This is a genomic window from Pseudomonas sp. QE6 (assembly GCF_041379005.1).
Classification (GTDB): Bacteria; Pseudomonadota; Gammaproteobacteria; order Pseudomonadales; family Pseudomonadaceae; genus Pseudomonas.
Map to the genome: position 1 here is coordinate 5,795,854 of NZ_CP166873.1, position 14,718 is coordinate 5,810,571.

The 14,718-nt window shown below is 65.1% G+C and carries 13 protein-coding genes; 3 read left to right on the forward strand and 10 right to left on the reverse strand.

Annotated features, from left to right (window positions below; translation table 11 throughout):
- Positions 1–44: 44 nt before the first annotated feature.
- Genes ACAW63_RS26465 through ACAW63_RS26475 form a run of 3 tightly spaced genes read right to left on the reverse strand, consistent with a single transcriptional unit; the run spans position 45 to position 1,396 of the window.
- Positions 45–233 carry a DUF1289 domain-containing protein gene (locus tag ACAW63_RS26465; protein WP_371230351.1) on the reverse strand — a complete coding sequence of 63 codons (189 nt, stop codon included), beginning with the start codon at positions 231–233 and terminating at the stop codon, positions 45–47.
- Positions 230–754, reverse strand: a complete 525-nt coding sequence (locus tag ACAW63_RS26470) for a gamma carbonic anhydrase family protein (protein WP_371230352.1) — start codon at positions 752–754, stop codon at positions 230–232. The genes ACAW63_RS26465 and ACAW63_RS26470 overlap by 4 nt, the downstream gene beginning before the upstream one ends.
- 45 nt (positions 755–799) lie before the next feature.
- The gene (locus ACAW63_RS26475; protein ID WP_371230354.1) at positions 800–1,396 is read right to left on the reverse strand and encodes a CoA pyrophosphatase; all 597 of its coding nucleotides are present in this window, start codon (positions 1,394–1,396) and stop codon (positions 800–802) included.
- Between the two features lie 139 nt (positions 1,397–1,535).
- Between ACAW63_RS26475 and ACAW63_RS26480 the strand changes: the two genes are divergently transcribed.
- Together ACAW63_RS26480 and ACAW63_RS26485 are read left to right on the forward strand one after the other, a co-directional pair.
- Positions 1,536–2,087, forward strand: a complete 552-nt coding sequence (locus ACAW63_RS26480) for an NUDIX hydrolase (RefSeq protein ID WP_371230355.1) — start codon at positions 1,536–1,538, stop codon at positions 2,085–2,087.
- Positions 2,088–2,139: 52 nt separating this feature from the next.
- Positions 2,140–2,640, forward strand: a complete 501-nt coding sequence (locus tag ACAW63_RS26485) for a murein L,D-transpeptidase family protein (RefSeq protein ID WP_207887455.1) — start codon at positions 2,140–2,142, stop codon at positions 2,638–2,640.
- A gap of 49 nt (positions 2,641–2,689) precedes the next feature.
- On the opposite strand, the gene ACAW63_RS26490 is transcribed toward ACAW63_RS26485, so the two are convergent.
- The 3 genes from ACAW63_RS26490 to purL form a co-directional block, all read right to left on the reverse strand.
- Positions 2,690–3,007, reverse strand: coding sequence for a YqfO family protein (locus ACAW63_RS26490; protein WP_207887456.1), 318 nt, complete (start codon positions 3,005–3,007; stop codon positions 2,690–2,692).
- Positions 3,008–3,198: 191 nt separating this feature from the next.
- Entirely contained in the window at positions 3,199–3,348 is a 150-nt protein-coding gene (locus ACAW63_RS26495; RefSeq protein ID WP_371234796.1) for a CDGSH iron-sulfur domain-containing protein, read from the reverse strand.
- Between the two features lie 207 nt (positions 3,349–3,555).
- On the reverse strand, positions 3,556–7,452 hold the full coding sequence (purL, locus tag ACAW63_RS26500; RefSeq protein ID WP_371230358.1) for a phosphoribosylformylglycinamidine synthase: 3,897 nt from the start codon (positions 7,450–7,452) through the stop codon (positions 3,556–3,558).
- A gap of 289 nt (positions 7,453–7,741) precedes the next feature.
- Here purL and mltF point away from each other — a divergent pair, with 289 nt between their 5' ends.
- On the forward strand, positions 7,742–9,214 hold the full coding sequence (mltF, locus tag ACAW63_RS26505) for a membrane-bound lytic murein transglycosylase MltF (RefSeq protein WP_371230359.1): 1,473 nt from the start codon (positions 7,742–7,744) through the stop codon (positions 9,212–9,214).
- 76 nt (positions 9,215–9,290) lie between these two features.
- Here mltF and ACAW63_RS26510 read toward each other — a convergent pair whose 3' ends face one another.
- From ACAW63_RS26510 to guaA, 4 genes are all read right to left on the reverse strand, one after another.
- Entirely contained in the window at positions 9,291–10,547 is a 1,257-nt protein-coding gene (locus ACAW63_RS26510) for an aromatic amino acid transport family protein (protein WP_371230360.1), read from the reverse strand.
- Positions 10,548–10,917: 370 nt separating this feature from the next.
- Positions 10,918–11,451 carry a tRNA adenosine(34) deaminase TadA gene (gene tadA / locus ACAW63_RS26515; protein WP_371230362.1) on the reverse strand — a complete coding sequence of 178 codons (534 nt, stop codon included), beginning with the start codon at positions 11,449–11,451 and terminating at the stop codon, positions 10,918–10,920.
- A complete protein-coding gene (locus ACAW63_RS26520) occupies positions 11,439–12,842 on the reverse strand; it encodes a multicopper oxidase family protein (protein WP_371230364.1) in 1,404 nt (467 codons plus the stop codon). Before ACAW63_RS26520 ends, tadA begins: the two co-directional genes overlap by 13 nt.
- A gap of 239 nt (positions 12,843–13,081) precedes the next feature.
- Entirely contained in the window at positions 13,082–14,659 is a 1,578-nt protein-coding gene (guaA, locus tag ACAW63_RS26525) for a glutamine-hydrolyzing GMP synthase (RefSeq protein WP_275608338.1), read from the reverse strand.
- Positions 14,660–14,718 lie beyond the last annotated feature (59 nt).

Here is a 14,718-nt window from a genome sequence, read left to right on the forward strand (position 1 = left end):
CCTCGGGAAGGGAAAGTGTTGAAACGAAAAAGCTCGGCGGCGTGCTAGACCAGCACGCCCTGCTGGCGGGCACGCTCTTCGCAACGCCGGAGCACCTCGCGGCGTTCGGCGTTGTCCATGCGCCCCCAGCGGGTGATTTCGTCGGCGCTACGCTGGCAGCCCAGGCAGATGTCGGCGTCATCCAGCGCGCAGACATGCATGCAGGGCGAGGCCACGGGACGTTCTACTGTCATTCTTCCTGCTCGGCCAACTCGCGGGCGTAACGCTGGGCGTTGTGCACGTAATGGGCGGCGCTGGCTTCGAGGATCTTCTTCTGCGCCTCGGTCAGCTCGCGCACCACCCTGCCGGGCGAGCCCATCACCAGGGAGCCGTCGGGAATTTCCTTGCCCTCGGGGATCAGTGCGTTGGCGCCGATGATGCAGTACTTGCCGATCTTCGCGCCGTTGAGGACCACCGCGTTGATGCCGATCAGGCTGTAGTCGCCCACCTGGCAGCCATGCAGCATGGCGTTGTGGCCGATGGTCACGCCCTTGCCCAGGGTCAGCGGGAAGCCCATGTCGGTGTGGATCACGGTGCCGTCCTGCACGTTGCTGTTCTCGCCGATGTGGATCAGCTCGTTGTCGCCGCGCAGCACGGCGTTGAACCACACGCTGGCGCCGGCATCCAGGCGAACCTTGCCGATCACCGTGGCCGTGGGGGCGATCCAGCTTTCCGGATGGGTTTCGACTCGGGACGAGCCCAGGCGGTACTTCATGGGTTTCTCCTCAGGCGGGGCCGCTGGTTCGGCTCCTTGTATGAATCAGCTCAGCTTGATGAACTGTGCGGGCGGTTGGTGCAGGTCGATGCGGGCGTCATACAGCAGGTTGACCAGCTCGACCAGCATGATCGCCGACAGACCCCAGATCTTGTACCCCTCGTAGAGGTAGCTGGGGACGTACCAGCTGCGGCCGAAGTAATCGATGCGATGGGTGGTTTCCCGCGGGTCGCCGCGGAAGAACTCCAGCGGCACCTTGAATACCGCGTCGATCTCACCGTCATTGGGCCGGTACTCGACGAAATCCGGGACGAAGCCGACGAATGGCTTGACCACGATGCCATGCCGGGAAACCAGGGTGCTCAGCGGCCCGACCACTTCCACCAGTCCCGGCGGCAGGGCGATCTCCTCTTCCGCCTCGCGCAGGGCGGTGTGGATCAGGTCGACGTCCTCGGGGTCACGCCGCCCACCCGGGAACGCCACCTCGCCGCTGTGGGTGGACAACCCCGTCGCGCGCAGGGTGAGCACGAGTTCTTCCTGGGGAGTGATGGGGAGCAGGACCGCCGCTTCCGGGAAGCTGCGGTCCGTTTCGAAGTCGCGAGGCGTGTGCGCCTGTATGCGTTGGCGCAGCTGGTCCAGCATGCCGAACATCCTGCGGGAAAGGGCCGATTCTTTTAATTGAACGATCATGGCACGAAAGACCGAACTGCCCAAGCCCCGCCCCTTGCTGCGTGCCCGGCGCAGCGCGCAAGATGGGCGCATATTCGAACAAGGAACCGGCATGAAATTCTGCAGTCAGTGCGGCGCTCCCGTGAGCCTGCGCATCCCCAGCGGCGACAACCGCCCGCGCTACGTCTGCGACCAGTGCCATACCGTGCATTACCAGAACCCCCGCATCGTCGCCGGCTGCCTGCCGGTGTGGGAAGGCCGCATCCTGCTGTGCCGCCGCGCCATCCAGCCGCGCCAGGGCTTCTGGACCCTGCCCGCCGGCTTCATGGAGAACGGCGAGACCCTGGAGCAGGCCGCGGCGCGGGAAACCCTCGAAGAGGCCTGCGCCCGCGTCCACGACCTGCAGCTCTATACCCTCTTCGACCTGCCGCACATCAGCCAGGTGTACATGTTCTTCCGCGCCGAACTGGCCGACCTGGACTTCCGCGCCGGCGAGGAGAGCCTGGAGGTAGATCTGTTCGAAGAATCCGACATCCCGTGGGGTGAGCTGGCTTTCCCCACCGTGGGCCGTACCTTAGAATGCTACTTTGCGGACCGGATCAAGCGGAGCTTCCCGGTACGCAACGAAGCCATCGCACCGATGCTGGCACAGAAAAAGAACTAAAAGACCTGAACACCGCCTCTAAGGCATTAGGATCACTGGGGAATACGTTTCAATGCGCTGGCTGATCGCCGTCCTTTGTCTTACCTTCGCCGCGTTCTCGAACGCCAGTGCGACGCCTACGCTCGACGGTCATATCGACAAGATTCTCGTGCTCAAGTCCGAGCGCAAACTGCACCTGATGAGCAACGGCAAGATTCTCAAGAGCTACCGCGTCTCCCTGGGCAAACGCCCGCAAGGACCGAAGCTCGCCGAGGGCGACAACCGCACGCCGGAAGGCTTCTACTGGATCGACTGGCGCAAGACCAGCGACAAGTACAACCTCTCCATGCACATCTCCTACCCCAACGCGCGCGACGTGGCCAAGGCGCGGGAGAAGAACCTGTCGCCAGGCGGCATGATCATGATCCACGGCACCCCGCTGGATGAGGAATACCCCGAGTGGTACTTCTCCACCCTGGACTGGACCAACGGCTGCATCGCCATGACCAACGCCGACCTGCGCGAGGTCTGGAGCCTGGTGAAGGACGGCACGCTGATCGAGATCCGTCCCTGACCGGACACACCCATGAAAAAGGCGCCTTTGGGCGCCTTTTTCATTTACGTCAGAACACCATGTCCGACAACCGCCACACCTCGAAGGCCGGCGTCTCATACGGGTGCGCGGCCTTCAGGGCCTTGACCGAGTCATGGATCAGCTCGTCGGCCACCACCATCTCGACCTTCCACTCGGCCACCTGCTCGACGGTGCCAGCCTGGCCGATGAACGGGTTGCTGCCCTGCAACGGCCGGAACTGCCCCTGTCCCAGCGCCTGCCAGCAGCAGCTGTCATAGGCACCGATGCGTCCCGCACCCGCGGCGAATACCGCCTTCTTGACCGGTTCCAGGTGACTCTCTGGAACGTAGAAACAAAGTTTGTACATCGAATGCTCCGAAACGGGGAGATCGAAACAGGAAACGCCGTGGCGAATGACGCCACGTATGACAAATGCTGCCATAAGTAGTGGCACATTGCCTCTTATGACTCACGAGTCATCGGGAAAGTTCGACCGCCTGGTGCCGTGGGCGTTCGCCCCCAGGCGACTTTGTCCGAAATCTGTGACCGACTTCGAGATCAGCGCCCCATGAAGCGCTGCCAGCGAGCTCTCAAGCTCGGCGCGTCCGGCGCATGGGCCCCATCGCAATAAGGCAGATTAGCCGAACGACCGCAGCGGCAGAGCAACAGGTGACGCTCGCGCCCCACGCTCAGCTCCAGCGTGTCCACACAGTCTTCGGCGGCATCCGGGAGGCACGGGCATCGCCCGCATCGGCACAGGCGCAGAACTTGTCCCGCCTCGACCGAGCGGACTTCAGGAAGCCGTTGATCAGCCAAAGTCCTCTCCTCCGCGTCCTGGATGAAACGGCGTACCCCCCAAAGAAAAAGGGGAAAGCCGCAGCTTTCCCCTTTTCGTGTCTCACCCGGAAACCGGACTCAACCCACCCAGACGCGGGCGTTGCGGAACATGCGCATCCAGCCGCCGTCCTCTTCCCACTCATCCGGACGCCAGGAGTTCTGCACGGCACGGAACACGCGCTCCGGGTGCGGCATCATGATGGTGACGCGGCCGTCGCGGCTGGTCAGCCCGGTGATGCCACGGGGCGAGCCGTTCGGGTTGGCCGGATAGGCCTCGGTGACCTTGCCCTGGTTATCGACGAAGCGCATGGCCACGGTGCCGGACAGATCGGCTTCCAGCAGCGCCTCCTCGCTCTCGAACTCCGCATGGCCTTCGCCGTGGGCGATGGCGATCGGCAGGCGCGAACCGGCCATGCCCTGCAGGAAGATCGACTGCGATTCCTGCACCTGGACCATCGCCACGCGCGCCTCGAACTGCTCGGAGCGGTTGCGCACGAAGTGCGGCCAGAACTCGGTGCCGGGGATCAGCTCGTGCAGGTTGGACATCATCTGGCAACCGTTGCACACGCCCAGGGCGAAGCTGTCCTTGCGCTCGAAGAAGGCCTGGAAACCATCACGGGCACGGGTGTTGAAGAGGATGGACTTGGCCCAGCCCTCACCGGCGCCCAGTACGTCGCCGTAGGAGAAGCCGCCGCAGGCCACCAGGCCCTTGAACTGCTCCAGGCTGACACGGCCGGAGAGGATGTCGCTCATGTGCACGTCGATCGCAGCGAAGCCGGCGCGGTCGAAGGCGGCAGCCATTTCCACCTGGCCGTTGACGCCCTGCTCGCGCAGGATGGCCACCTGCGGACGCACACCCTTCTTGATGTACGGCGCGGCAATGTCGTCGTTGACGTCGAAGCTCAGCTTCACCGACAGGCCCGGATTGCTCTCGTCGAGCAGGCCGTCGAATTCCTGGTCGGCGCAGTCGGCGTTGTCACGCATGCGCTGGATGCGGTAGCTGGTCTCGCTCCAGATGCGCTGCAGATCGCGGCGCTGGGCATTGAAGACCTGCTCGCCGTTGAAGGCCAGTTCGATGTCGGCGCCGTTGACCGGCTGGCCGATGACCGCGACACAGTCTTCCAGACCGGCGGCGCTGAACTGGGCCAGCACTTCCGGAGTGGCGCCGCTGCGAACCTGGATGACGGCACCCAGCTCTTCGTTGAACAACGCAGCAACCAGTTCCTCGCGGCTTTCGGCCAGTGCATCGAGGTTCAGGTCCAGGCCGCAATGACCGGCGAAGGCCATCTCGACCACGGTAGCCATCAGGCCGCCGTCGGAACGGTCGTGGTAGGCCAGCAGGTGGCCGTCGGCGTTCAGGCCCTGGATCACGGCGAAGAAGGCTTTCAGGTCCTCGGCGTCGTCGACGTCCGGCGCAGCGCGGCCGATCTGGCCGTTGACCTGGGCGAGGATGGAGCCGCCCATGCGGTTCTTGCCACGGCCGAGGTCGACGACGATCAGGTCGGTCTCGCCCTTGTCCAGGCGCAGCTGCGGGGTCAGGGTCTTGCGCACGTCGCTGACCGGAGCGAAGCCGGAGATGATCAGCGACATCGGCGAGGTGACGCTCTTCTCGGCGTCGCCATCCTGCCAGCGGGTCTTCATGGACATGGAGTCCTTGCCCACCGGGATGGTGATACCCAGCGCCGGGCACAGTTCCATGCCGACGGCCTTGACGGTGTCGTACAGGCGCGCGTCCTCGCCCGGGTGGCCGGCAGCGGCCATCCAGTTGGCGGACAGTTTGATCTCGGAAATCTTGTCGATGCTGGCGGCGGCCAGGTTGGTGATGGTCTCGCCGATCGCCATGCGGCCGGAGGCCGGGGCGTCGATCAGGGCCAGCGGGGTGCGCTCACCCATGGCCATGGCTTCACCGGTGTAGACGTCGAAGCTGGTGGCGGTGACGGCGCAGTCGGCCACCGGAACCTGCCACGGGCCGACCAGCTGGTCGCGAGCCACCAGACCGGTGATGGTGCGGTCGCCGATGGTGATCAGGAAGTTCTTGCTGGCCACGGCCGGGTGACGCAGTACGCGCTCGGTGGACTCGGTCAGGTCCAGGCCGGCGGCAGCGAAGTCATCGCCCAGCTCGGCTTCGCGGGTGACTGAGCGGTGCATGCGCGGCGGCTTGCCGAGCAGCACCTCCAGCGGCATGTCCACCGGCTTGTTGCCGAAGTGGCTGTCGGCAACGGTCAGTTGCTTCTCTTCGGTGGCCTCGCCGACCACGGCAAACGGGCAGCGCTCGCGCTCGCAGATGGCCTTGAAGGTCTCGAAGTCGGCGGCGTCGACGGACAGGACGTAACGCTCCTGCGACTCGTTGCACCAGATTTCCAGCGGGCTCATGCCCGGCTCGTCGTTGGGCACGGCGCGCAGTTCGAAACGGCCGCCGCGGCCACCGTCGTTGATCAGTTCCGGCAGGGCGTTGGAGATACCGCCCGCGCCCACGTCGTGGATGAACTTGATCGGGTTGTTGTCGCCCAGCTGCCAGCAGCGGTCGATGACCTCCTGGCAACGGCGTTCCATTTCCGGGTTCTCGCGCTGCACCGAGGCGAAGTCCAGGTCAGCGGCGGAGGCGCCGGTGGCCATGGAGGACGCGGCGCCGCCGCCCAGGCCGATCAGCATGGCCGGGCCGCCGAGCACGATCAGCTTGGCGCCGACCGAGATCTCGCCCTTCTGCACGTGGTCTTCGCGGATGTTGCCCATGCCGCCGGCGATCATGATCGGCTTGTGGTAGCCACGGACTTCCTCGCCGCGCGGGGTGGCGATGGCCTGCTCGAAGGTACGGAAGTAGCCGGCCAGGTTCGGGCGGCCGAATTCGTTGTTGAACGCGGCGCCGCCCAGCGGGCCTTCGATCATGATGTCCAGCGGGGTGACGATGCGCTCGGGCTTGCCGTAGGGCACTTCCCAGGGCTGCTCGAAACCGGGGATGTTCAGGTTGGAGACGGTGAAGCCCACCAGGCCGGCTTTCGGCTTGGCGCCACGGCCGGTCGCACCTTCGTCGCGGATCTCGCCGCCGGAGCCGGTGGAGGCGCCGGGGAAGGGAGCGATGGCGGTCGGGTGGTTGTGGGTTTCCACCTTCATCAGGATGTGCACCGGCTCTTCGCTGGCGCCGTACTGGCGGGTCTCGGCGTTCGGGTAGAAACGACCGGCGACGTAGCCTTTCATCACCGCGGCGTTGTCCTTGTAGGCGGACAGCACGCCTTCGCGGTGCATTTCATAGGTGTTCTTGATCATGCCGAACAGGCTCTTGTCCTGAGCCTGGCCGTCGATATCCCAACTGGCGTTGAAGATCTTGTGGCGGCAGTGTTCGGAGTTGGCCTGGGCGAACATCATCAGTTCGACATCGTGCGGGTTGCGGCCCAGCTCGACGAAGCTTTTCACCAGGTAGTCGATCTCGTCTTCGGCCAGGGCCAGGCCCAGGTCGAGGTTGGCCTTCTCCAGCGCGGCGCGACCGCCGGCGAGGATGTCCACCACGGTCAGCGGCTTGGGCTGGGCGTGGCTGAACAGGGCGGAAGCTTCTTCGAGCTGGCTCAGGACCAGCTGGGTCATGCGGTCATGCAGGCGGGCGGCGACAGCTTGCGCGTCGGCCTCGCTCAGTTCACCGCTGACGTAGTAGGCGATGCCGCGCTCGATGCGCTCGATCTTGGCCAGGCCGCAGTTGCGGGCAATGTCCGACGCTTTGCTCGACCAGGGCGAGATGGTGCCGAAACGCGGCACCACCAGGAACAGGCGACCGGCGGGTTCCTGTACCGGGACGCTCGGGCCGTATTTCAGCAGGCGGGCGAGGACCTGTTCTTCCTCGGCGTTGAGGGCTCCGGTGACCTCGGCGAAGTGCGCAAACTCGGCATACAGCCCGGTGACGGCGGGCACCTGCTGGGTCAGCAGGTCGAGCAGTTTGCCGTGGCGGAAAGCGGAAAGGGCGGGAGCACCGCGCAGGATCAGCATTGTCGGAACAGCCTCTGGAGACGGGGAAGTGTGTGGGGCCGGGCGGGCCGGCCCACAGAGGCCGTGCATTCTACCGTAAAGCGCGGGGCGGCGGCACCTGTCCAGCGCCTTCCTCGCCACCATCGCCATCCAATCGGTTTTTAACCTTCGAACAGCTTCGACCGGCCCCTTCCCAGCCCGCCTGGCCCGGTGTTATGCGCCAAAATGCCGACGAACGGCACGTCAGCTAGCAGAGAAGCGTCAAGCTGTCGATATATGGCGCCGCACGGCCTTTGCGTATACTGCCTCGATGCTTGCCCTGACTGCGTCCCGCGTGCGTCGCACCGCCTGGTTCTTGGCGACCTGTATCTTTCTGCTGCTTTCCGGCTGTACCGAGGCGAAAGTCCCGACAGCCCTGGAGCGTGTGCAGAAGGACGGCGTCCTGCGCGTGATCACCCGCAACAGCCCCGCTACCTACTTCCAGGATCGCAACGGCGATACCGGCTTCGAATACGAGCTGGCCAAACGCTTTGCCGACAGCCTGGGGGTCTCGCTGCAGATCGAAACCGCCGACAACATCGAAGACCTCTACGGCCAGCTCGGACGCGAAGGCGGGCCGGACCTGGCCGCTGCCGGCCTGACTCCGGGCGGTGATCGCAGCGCCCAGGTGCGCTATTCGCACTCCTACCTGGACGTCACCCCACAGGTCGTCTACCGCAACGGTGCGCAGCGCCCCACCCGTCCCGAAGACCTCGAGGACAAGCGCATCGTCGTGCTCAAGGGCAGCAGCCATGCCGCCCAGCTGGCCGAGCTGAAGAAGCAGTTCCCCAAGATCACGTATCGCGAATCGGATGCCGACGAAATGGTCGACCTGCTGCGCATGGTGGACGTCGGCGAGATCGACCTCACCCTGGTCGACTCCAATGAACTGGCGATGAACCAGGTGTACTTCCCCAACGTTCGCGTCGCCTTCGACCTCGGCGACTCCCGAGGCCTTGCCTGGGCGCTGCCGGCCGGCGACGACAACAGCCTGCAGGAGAAGGTCAACGCCTTCCTCGACAAGGCCAAGCAGGACGGGCTGCTGCAACGCCTGAAGGACCGCTACTACGGTCACGTCGACGTACTGGGCTATGTCGGCGCCTACACCTTCGCCCAGCACCTGCAGCAACGCCTGCCCAAGTACGAGCCGCACTTCCGCCAGAGCGGCCAGAAGCTCGAAGCCGACTGGCGCCTGCTGGCCGCCATCGGCTACCAGGAGTCCATGTGGCAGCCCGACGCCACCTCCAAGACCGGCGTGCGTGGCCTGATGATGCTGACCAACCGCACCGCGCAGGCGATGGGCGTGGCCAACCGCCTCGACGCCCGGCAGAGCATCCAGGGCGGCAGCAAGTACTACATCCAGATCAAGGACGAATTGCCCGAGAGCATCCAGGACCCGGACCGCACCTGGTTCGCCCTGGCCGCCTACAACATCGGCGGCGCCCACCTGGACGATGCGCGCAAGCTCGCCGAGCAGGAAGGCCTGAACCCGAACAAGTGGCTCGACGTGAAGAAGATGCTGCCGCGCCTGTCGCAGAAGCAGTGGTACCGCAAGACCCGCTACGGCTATGCGCGCGGCGGCGAGACGGTGCACTTCGTCCAGAACGTGCGGCGCTACTACGACATCCTGACCTGGGTGACCCAGCCGCAGATGGAAGGTGGCCAGCTCGCCGAAAGCGGCCTGCACCTGCCGGGGGTGAACAAGACCAAGCCGCAGGACAATCCGCAGGACGAGAAGCTCTGAGCGCGCTTGCGAAAGAGCATCCAGACATGAAGAAGCCCGGCATCAGCCGGGCTTTTTCATGGCGCGATCGCGCGACTCACCAGCCCGAAGGCAGCAGGTTCAGCGCACTGCAGATCGCATAGACGGCGCTGGCCAGGTAGATCAGCACGATCACCACCTGGATCGCCGGGTGGGCGATCCAGCCGCATTTCCAGGCCGGCTCGAAGTCACCGTTCCTGCGCGCCGAACGCAACATCAGGATCGGCATGATCGACAGGATCACCCCGCTGAAGGCCCCGGCGAAGTACAGCGCATTGACGAAGCCCACCAGCCCGCTGTAGGCCAGCACGAACGGCGGCAACGCCACGATGGCCAGCACCAGCAGGCGGGTCTTCGGCTGGCTTTCCGGGCCGAGCTTGTGGAACTTGTCGAAGATGTTGGTCAGGAAGCTGCCGCCCAGGCCCCAGTACGAAGTCAGCATGGCGCACAGGGCGAAGGTGTTGGCGGTGAAGAAGGCCCACTGCCCCAGCGCCTGCCCCCAGGCCAGGGTCGCGACCTCGGACTGGTTCTCAAGACCGGTCAGCGCGATCACCGACATCGGCACCACGCTCAGCAGGACGAAGGTGGTCAGCATCCCGGTGATCACCGCCCTGGGCAACTGCCTGGGCGCATGACTGAAGCCGCGCGCCATCTCCGGCACGATGTACTGGGCGGAGAAGCAGAACACCGCGATGTTGAACACCGGCACCATGTAGATCCAGTCACCCTCGAGCAGGCGGACGAACTCGGTGTTCTCGTTCAGCAGGGTGGCGGCCACCAGGATCAGGATCATGCTGACCATGCCGATGCTGATGAACTTCTCGCCCTTGCCGATGGCGCCCAGGCCCATGTAGAGCACGGCGGCGGCCGGGATGAAGAACAGCAGGCTGCCCAGCGCCGGACTGATGCCGAAGAAGGCCGCGAGGATCTTGCCGCTGCCGCTCATGTAGGCGATCAGCGCGCCGATGCTGTTGACCGCCACCGAGAGGAAGATCGCCCAGGCGCCGAAGGAACCGACGTAGCGCTGCGCCAGGCCGCTCAACTGGTTGTGGGTGCGGGTACGCAGCGCCGTCTCGGAGACGTAGAGCATGGAGATGGTGGTGAAGATGCCGGCCACCGCCAGCCACAGCAGCAGCGGCATGAAGCCGGCCTTGCGGCTGGCGTAGGCCATGGACAGCACGCCGGCGCCGATATTGGTGCCGACGATCATCGCCACGGCTTCGAGGAAGCTCAGACGCTTGACCTCTAGGCCCGACGAATCCACCGCTTCGCTGGCGGTGGGGTCCTGGAACGTGGGGTTCCCGGATTGGCTCATAACAAGTCCTCTACATGTTAATGACGAGCTCCGGGGCGACCAGCGTCGGCGTGCTGATGGCCTTCCAGGACAACGGCATTGCAGAACAGCGAGGAACAGGGGCGCCTCCGGGTCGTTCATGGGCAGCATGAAACGTTGGAGTGCCGCAGGCGTCCTGGCTTTTGTTCTTGGACTTGCGCGCCTGTCAGCGCCGCCGCGAGGGCGGACGTGCAAAATAACACACAGAAAACAGGAGTCCGGGAGGCGAGATACGACTTTAGGCGCAGAAAAAGCGCCTCAATAATTACAGCAAGTTACTGAAACATATGAGCTTAAGAAAAATAACTCGATCAAGCCCGCCCAGGACCGGGCGTTCACCCAATCGAACAACTCAACCGACTGGGGGCTTCTTCGCCCGGCGCGCCTTGAAGAAGGCGGAGAGCATGGCACTGCACGCCTCGGCCAGCACGCCGCCCTCCACCAGTACACGGTGATTGAGGAAGTCCTGCTCGAAGAAGGCGCCGCGGCTGACCACCACGCCCGACTTGGGCTCAGTGGTGCCGTACACCACGCGCTGGATGCGCGAATGCACGATCAGTCCGGCGCACATGCTGCAAGGCTCCAGAGTGACGTACAGCGTGGCGCCCGGCAGGCGGTAGTTCTGCGACGCGGCGGCGGCCTCGCGGATGGCGACCATTTCGGCATGGGCGCTGGGATCATGGGAGGTGATCGGCCGATTGAAGCCACGCCCGATCACCTGGCCGTCCAGCACCAGCAGCGCGCCCACCGGCACCTCGCCCAGGGCCGCGCCCTGCTCGGCCAGCGCCAGGGCTTCGCGCATGAACGGGATATCCTGGCTGCGGTCGATGATCGGCCGCAGCCCCTTCACGGTCGGATGCCCCTTGCTGTTGGTCAGCCGCACCATGCCTCGCCCACCGCGATGGTTCCCATCAGACCGGTCTCCATGTGATCGATCACGTGGCAGTGGAACATCCACAGGCCGGGGTTATCCGCCACCAGCGCCACGCGTGCCGTCTCATTCTTGCCCAGCAGGTAGGTGTCGGTGAAGTACGGGATGATGTCCCGGCGGTCGGAGTCCAGCACCTTGAAGGTCATGCCATGCAGATGAATCGGGTGCTGGTATTGGGTCATGTTGCGCAGCACGAAGATGTAGCTGTTGCCTTCCTTGAGCTTGGTCAGGGGCGGCGCGTTGTGCTTGTGCTCCTCGCCACCCTGCCAGGCCACGCCGTTGATCTGCCACAGCGAAGGCGCCGACTGGCCCTTGGAGTAGTCGGAGATGGCACCGACCCACTCGAACTTGAAGTTGATGGTCTCGGCGTTCTTCAGGTCCGGCTCGGACACCGGGTTGTGCGGCAGCGCGGCCGGCCACTTGGCCGTGGGCGCCTTCGGGTTGGCCACGCCACGGATGGTTGCCAGGCGCACAGGACCATTGCGCAGCGACAGCTCGGCACCTTCGGCCGGACCACGGATACCCAGCTCCAGGCGCATGCCGGGGCCGATCCAGTACTGGTCCTTCGGGCCCTTGCCGAAATCGCGCGGCTCCACCGGATGGCCGTCGATGGCATAGATCTTCGCCTCGGCGTCCGGCAGGTTGAGACGATAGGTCACGGTGTTGTCGACGTTGAGCAGGCGCACCCGGACGATCTCGCCGGCCGGCAGCTCGATCACCGGCGTGCGTTCGCCGTTGATGGTCGACAGGCGCCCGCGGGTGCCTTCACGCGCGGCTTCGCGGGGCACGCTGAAGGGCGTGAAGTTGCCCTCCTCGTCCACGTGCCAGGTCTTCAGGCAGAGCGTCTTCTCGCTGCTGAACTCGGTGGGCTCGCGCTCGTCGATGATCAGCGGTCCGACCAGGCCACGGCCCAGCTGCTCGCTGCTCATCAGGTGCGGGTGGTACCAGTAGCTGCCGGCATCCGGCGTCTTGAACTGATAGATGAAGCTCTCGCCCGGCTGCACCGGCGGCTGCGAGATGTAGGGCACGCCGTCCATCTCGATGGGCAGGCGAATGCCGTGCCAATGGATGGTCGTGGGCTCGTCCAGCTTGTTGGTGAAGCGCACCCGCAGCCAGTCACCCTGGCGCGCGCGGATTTCCGCGCCCGGCGCCTGGCCGCCATAGGCCAGGCCGGGGCTCTTGTGGCCGGGCACCAGCTCCAGGTCCAGCGGGGCGGCGATCAGCTCGTAATCATGCTCGGCGGCGACCTGCGGACGGGCCAGCCAGATGCGCGCGCCACCGGCGCCCAGGCCGAGCACGGCCAGGCCGGCGAGACCGCCGAGTACTTGTCTACGGGTAAACGACATGGGTCCAGATCCTCGAACAAGGGACTCAAGGGACTTGCGACCCCATCGGCTTTCACGGAGGTTGGCGCGTTTGCGCCCGGCGCCAGGCTCTTGCGGCCGGCTGCACGGAGGTGACTCTGCATGAGGACGGCGGAGCCGCCCATGCGCCAGGTCAAGGGCGGGCTTTCACCCGCCCCGCCTGCTGAAGAAGGCGGCGAGCATGCCGCCCTCTTCATTACGGGAATGTTAAATCTCCCCGATCATTCCCACTCGATGGTTGCCGGCGGCTTGCTCGACACGTCGTAGGTGACGCGGGAGATGCCTTCGATCTCGTTGATGATGCGGTTCGAGACCTTCTCCAGCAGCTCGTACGGCAGGTGCGCCCAGCGAGCGGTCATGAAGTCGATGGTTTCCACGGCGCGCAGGGCCACGACCCAGGCGTAGCGACGGCCATCGCCGACCACGCCGACGGATTTCACCGGCTGGAAGACCACGAAGGCCTGGCTGGTCTTGTGGTACCAGTCGAAGTTGCGCAGCTCTTCGATGAAGATGTGGTCCGCGCGACGCAGCAGGTCGGCGTATTCCTTCTTCACTTCGCCGAGGATGCGCACGCCCAGGCCCGGGCCCGGGAACGGGTGGCGGTAGACCATGTCGTAGGGCAGGCCCAGCTCCAGGCCGATCTTGCGGACTTCATCCTTGAACAGCTCGCGCAGCGGTTCGACCAGTTCGAACTGCATGTCTTCCGGCAGGCCGCCGACGTTGTGGTGCGACTTGATCACGTGGGCCTTGCCGGTCTTGGCGCCGGCCGACTCGATCACGTCGGGGTAAATGGTGCCCTGGGCGAGGAACTTCACGTCCTGCAGCTTGGTGGCTTCCTCGTCGAAGACCTCGATGAAGGTCTTGCCGATGATCTTGCGCTTCTGCTCCGGGTCGGAGACGCCGGCCAGGCGGCCGAGGAACAGCTCTTCGGCGTTGGCGCGGATCACTTTCACGCCCATGTTCTCGGCGAACATGGCCATCACCTGGTCACCTTCGTGCAGGCGCAGCAGGCCGTTGTCGACGAACACGCAGGTCAGCTGGTCGCCGATGGCCTTGTGCAGCAGCGCCGCGACCACCGAGGAGTCCACGCCGCCGGACAGGCCCAGCAGTACCTTGGACGAACCCACCTGGGCGCGAACGGTGGCGATGGCGTCGTTGACGATGTTGGACGGGGTCCACAGGGCTTCGCAGCCGCAGATGTCCAGCACGAAGCGGGAGAGGATGCGACCGCCCTGCTTGGTGTGGGTCACTTCCGGGTGGAACTGCACGCCGTAGTAGCCGCGGGCGTCGTCCGCCATGGCGGCGATCGGGCAGCTCGGGGTGCTGGCGAGAATGTGGAAGCCTTCCGGGATCTCGGTGACCTTGTCGCCGTGGCTCATCCACACGTCGAGGCCGAACACGCCGTCTTCATCGACGTGGTCTTCGATGCCGTCCAGCAGGCGGGCCTTGCCGACCACGTCGACGCGGGCGTAGCCGAATTCGCGCAGGTCGGAACCCAGCACCTTGCCGCCCATCTGCTCGGCCATCGTCTGCATGCCGTAGCAGATGCCGAACAGCGGCACCTTGAGGTCGAACACGGCCTGCGGCGCGCGCGGGCTGTTGGCTTCGTGCACCGACTCCGGGCCGCCGGCCAGGATGATGCCGCGCGGGGCGAAGGCACGCACCTCGTCGTCGCTCATGTCGAACGGGTGGATCTCGCAGTACACGCCGATCTCGCGAACGCGGCGGGCGATCAGCTGGGTGTACTGGGAGCCGAAGTCGAGGATCAGGATCCGGTGAGCGTGAATGTCTTGGGACATGGCCATCTCTCGTAGCGAAATTCTTAAACGACACGGGGCTGTATCAACCAGCCCCGTGT

Coding starts and splice junctions, on each gene's coding strand:
- ACAW63_RS26470 (WP_371230352.1), bottom strand. CDS start 754: ATGAAGTACCGCCTGGGCTCGTCCCGAGTCGAAACCCATCCGGAAAGC.
- ACAW63_RS26510 (WP_371230360.1), bottom strand. CDS start 10,547: ATGAGCCAATCCGGGAACCCCACGTTCCAGGACCCCACCGCCAGCGAA.
- tadA (WP_371230362.1), bottom strand. CDS start 11,451: ATGGTGCGGCTGACCAACAGCAAGGGGCATCCGACCGTGAAGGGGCTG.
- ACAW63_RS26520 (WP_371230364.1), bottom strand. CDS start 12,842: ATGTCGTTTACCCGTAGACAAGTACTCGGCGGTCTCGCCGGCCTGGCC.
- ACAW63_RS26480 (WP_371230355.1), top strand. CDS start 1,536: ATGAAATTCTGCAGTCAGTGCGGCGCTCCCGTGAGCCTGCGCATCCCC.
- ACAW63_RS26490 (WP_207887456.1), bottom strand. CDS start 3,007: ATGTACAAACTTTGTTTCTACGTTCCAGAGAGTCACCTGGAACCGGTC.
- ACAW63_RS26475 (WP_371230354.1), bottom strand. CDS start 1,396: ATGCTGGACCAGCTGCGCCAACGCATACAGGCGCACACGCCTCGCGAC.
- ACAW63_RS26485 (WP_207887455.1), top strand. CDS start 2,140: ATGCGCTGGCTGATCGCCGTCCTTTGTCTTACCTTCGCCGCGTTCTCG.
- guaA (WP_275608338.1), bottom strand. CDS start 14,659: ATGTCCCAAGACATTCACGCTCACCGGATCCTGATCCTCGACTTCGGC.
- mltF (WP_371230359.1), top strand. CDS start 7,742: ATGCTTGCCCTGACTGCGTCCCGCGTGCGTCGCACCGCCTGGTTCTTG.
- ACAW63_RS26465 (WP_371230351.1), bottom strand. CDS start 233: ATGACAGTAGAACGTCCCGTGGCCTCGCCCTGCATGCATGTCTGCGCG.
- purL (WP_371230358.1), bottom strand. CDS start 7,452: ATGCTGATCCTGCGCGGTGCTCCCGCCCTTTCCGCTTTCCGCCACGGC.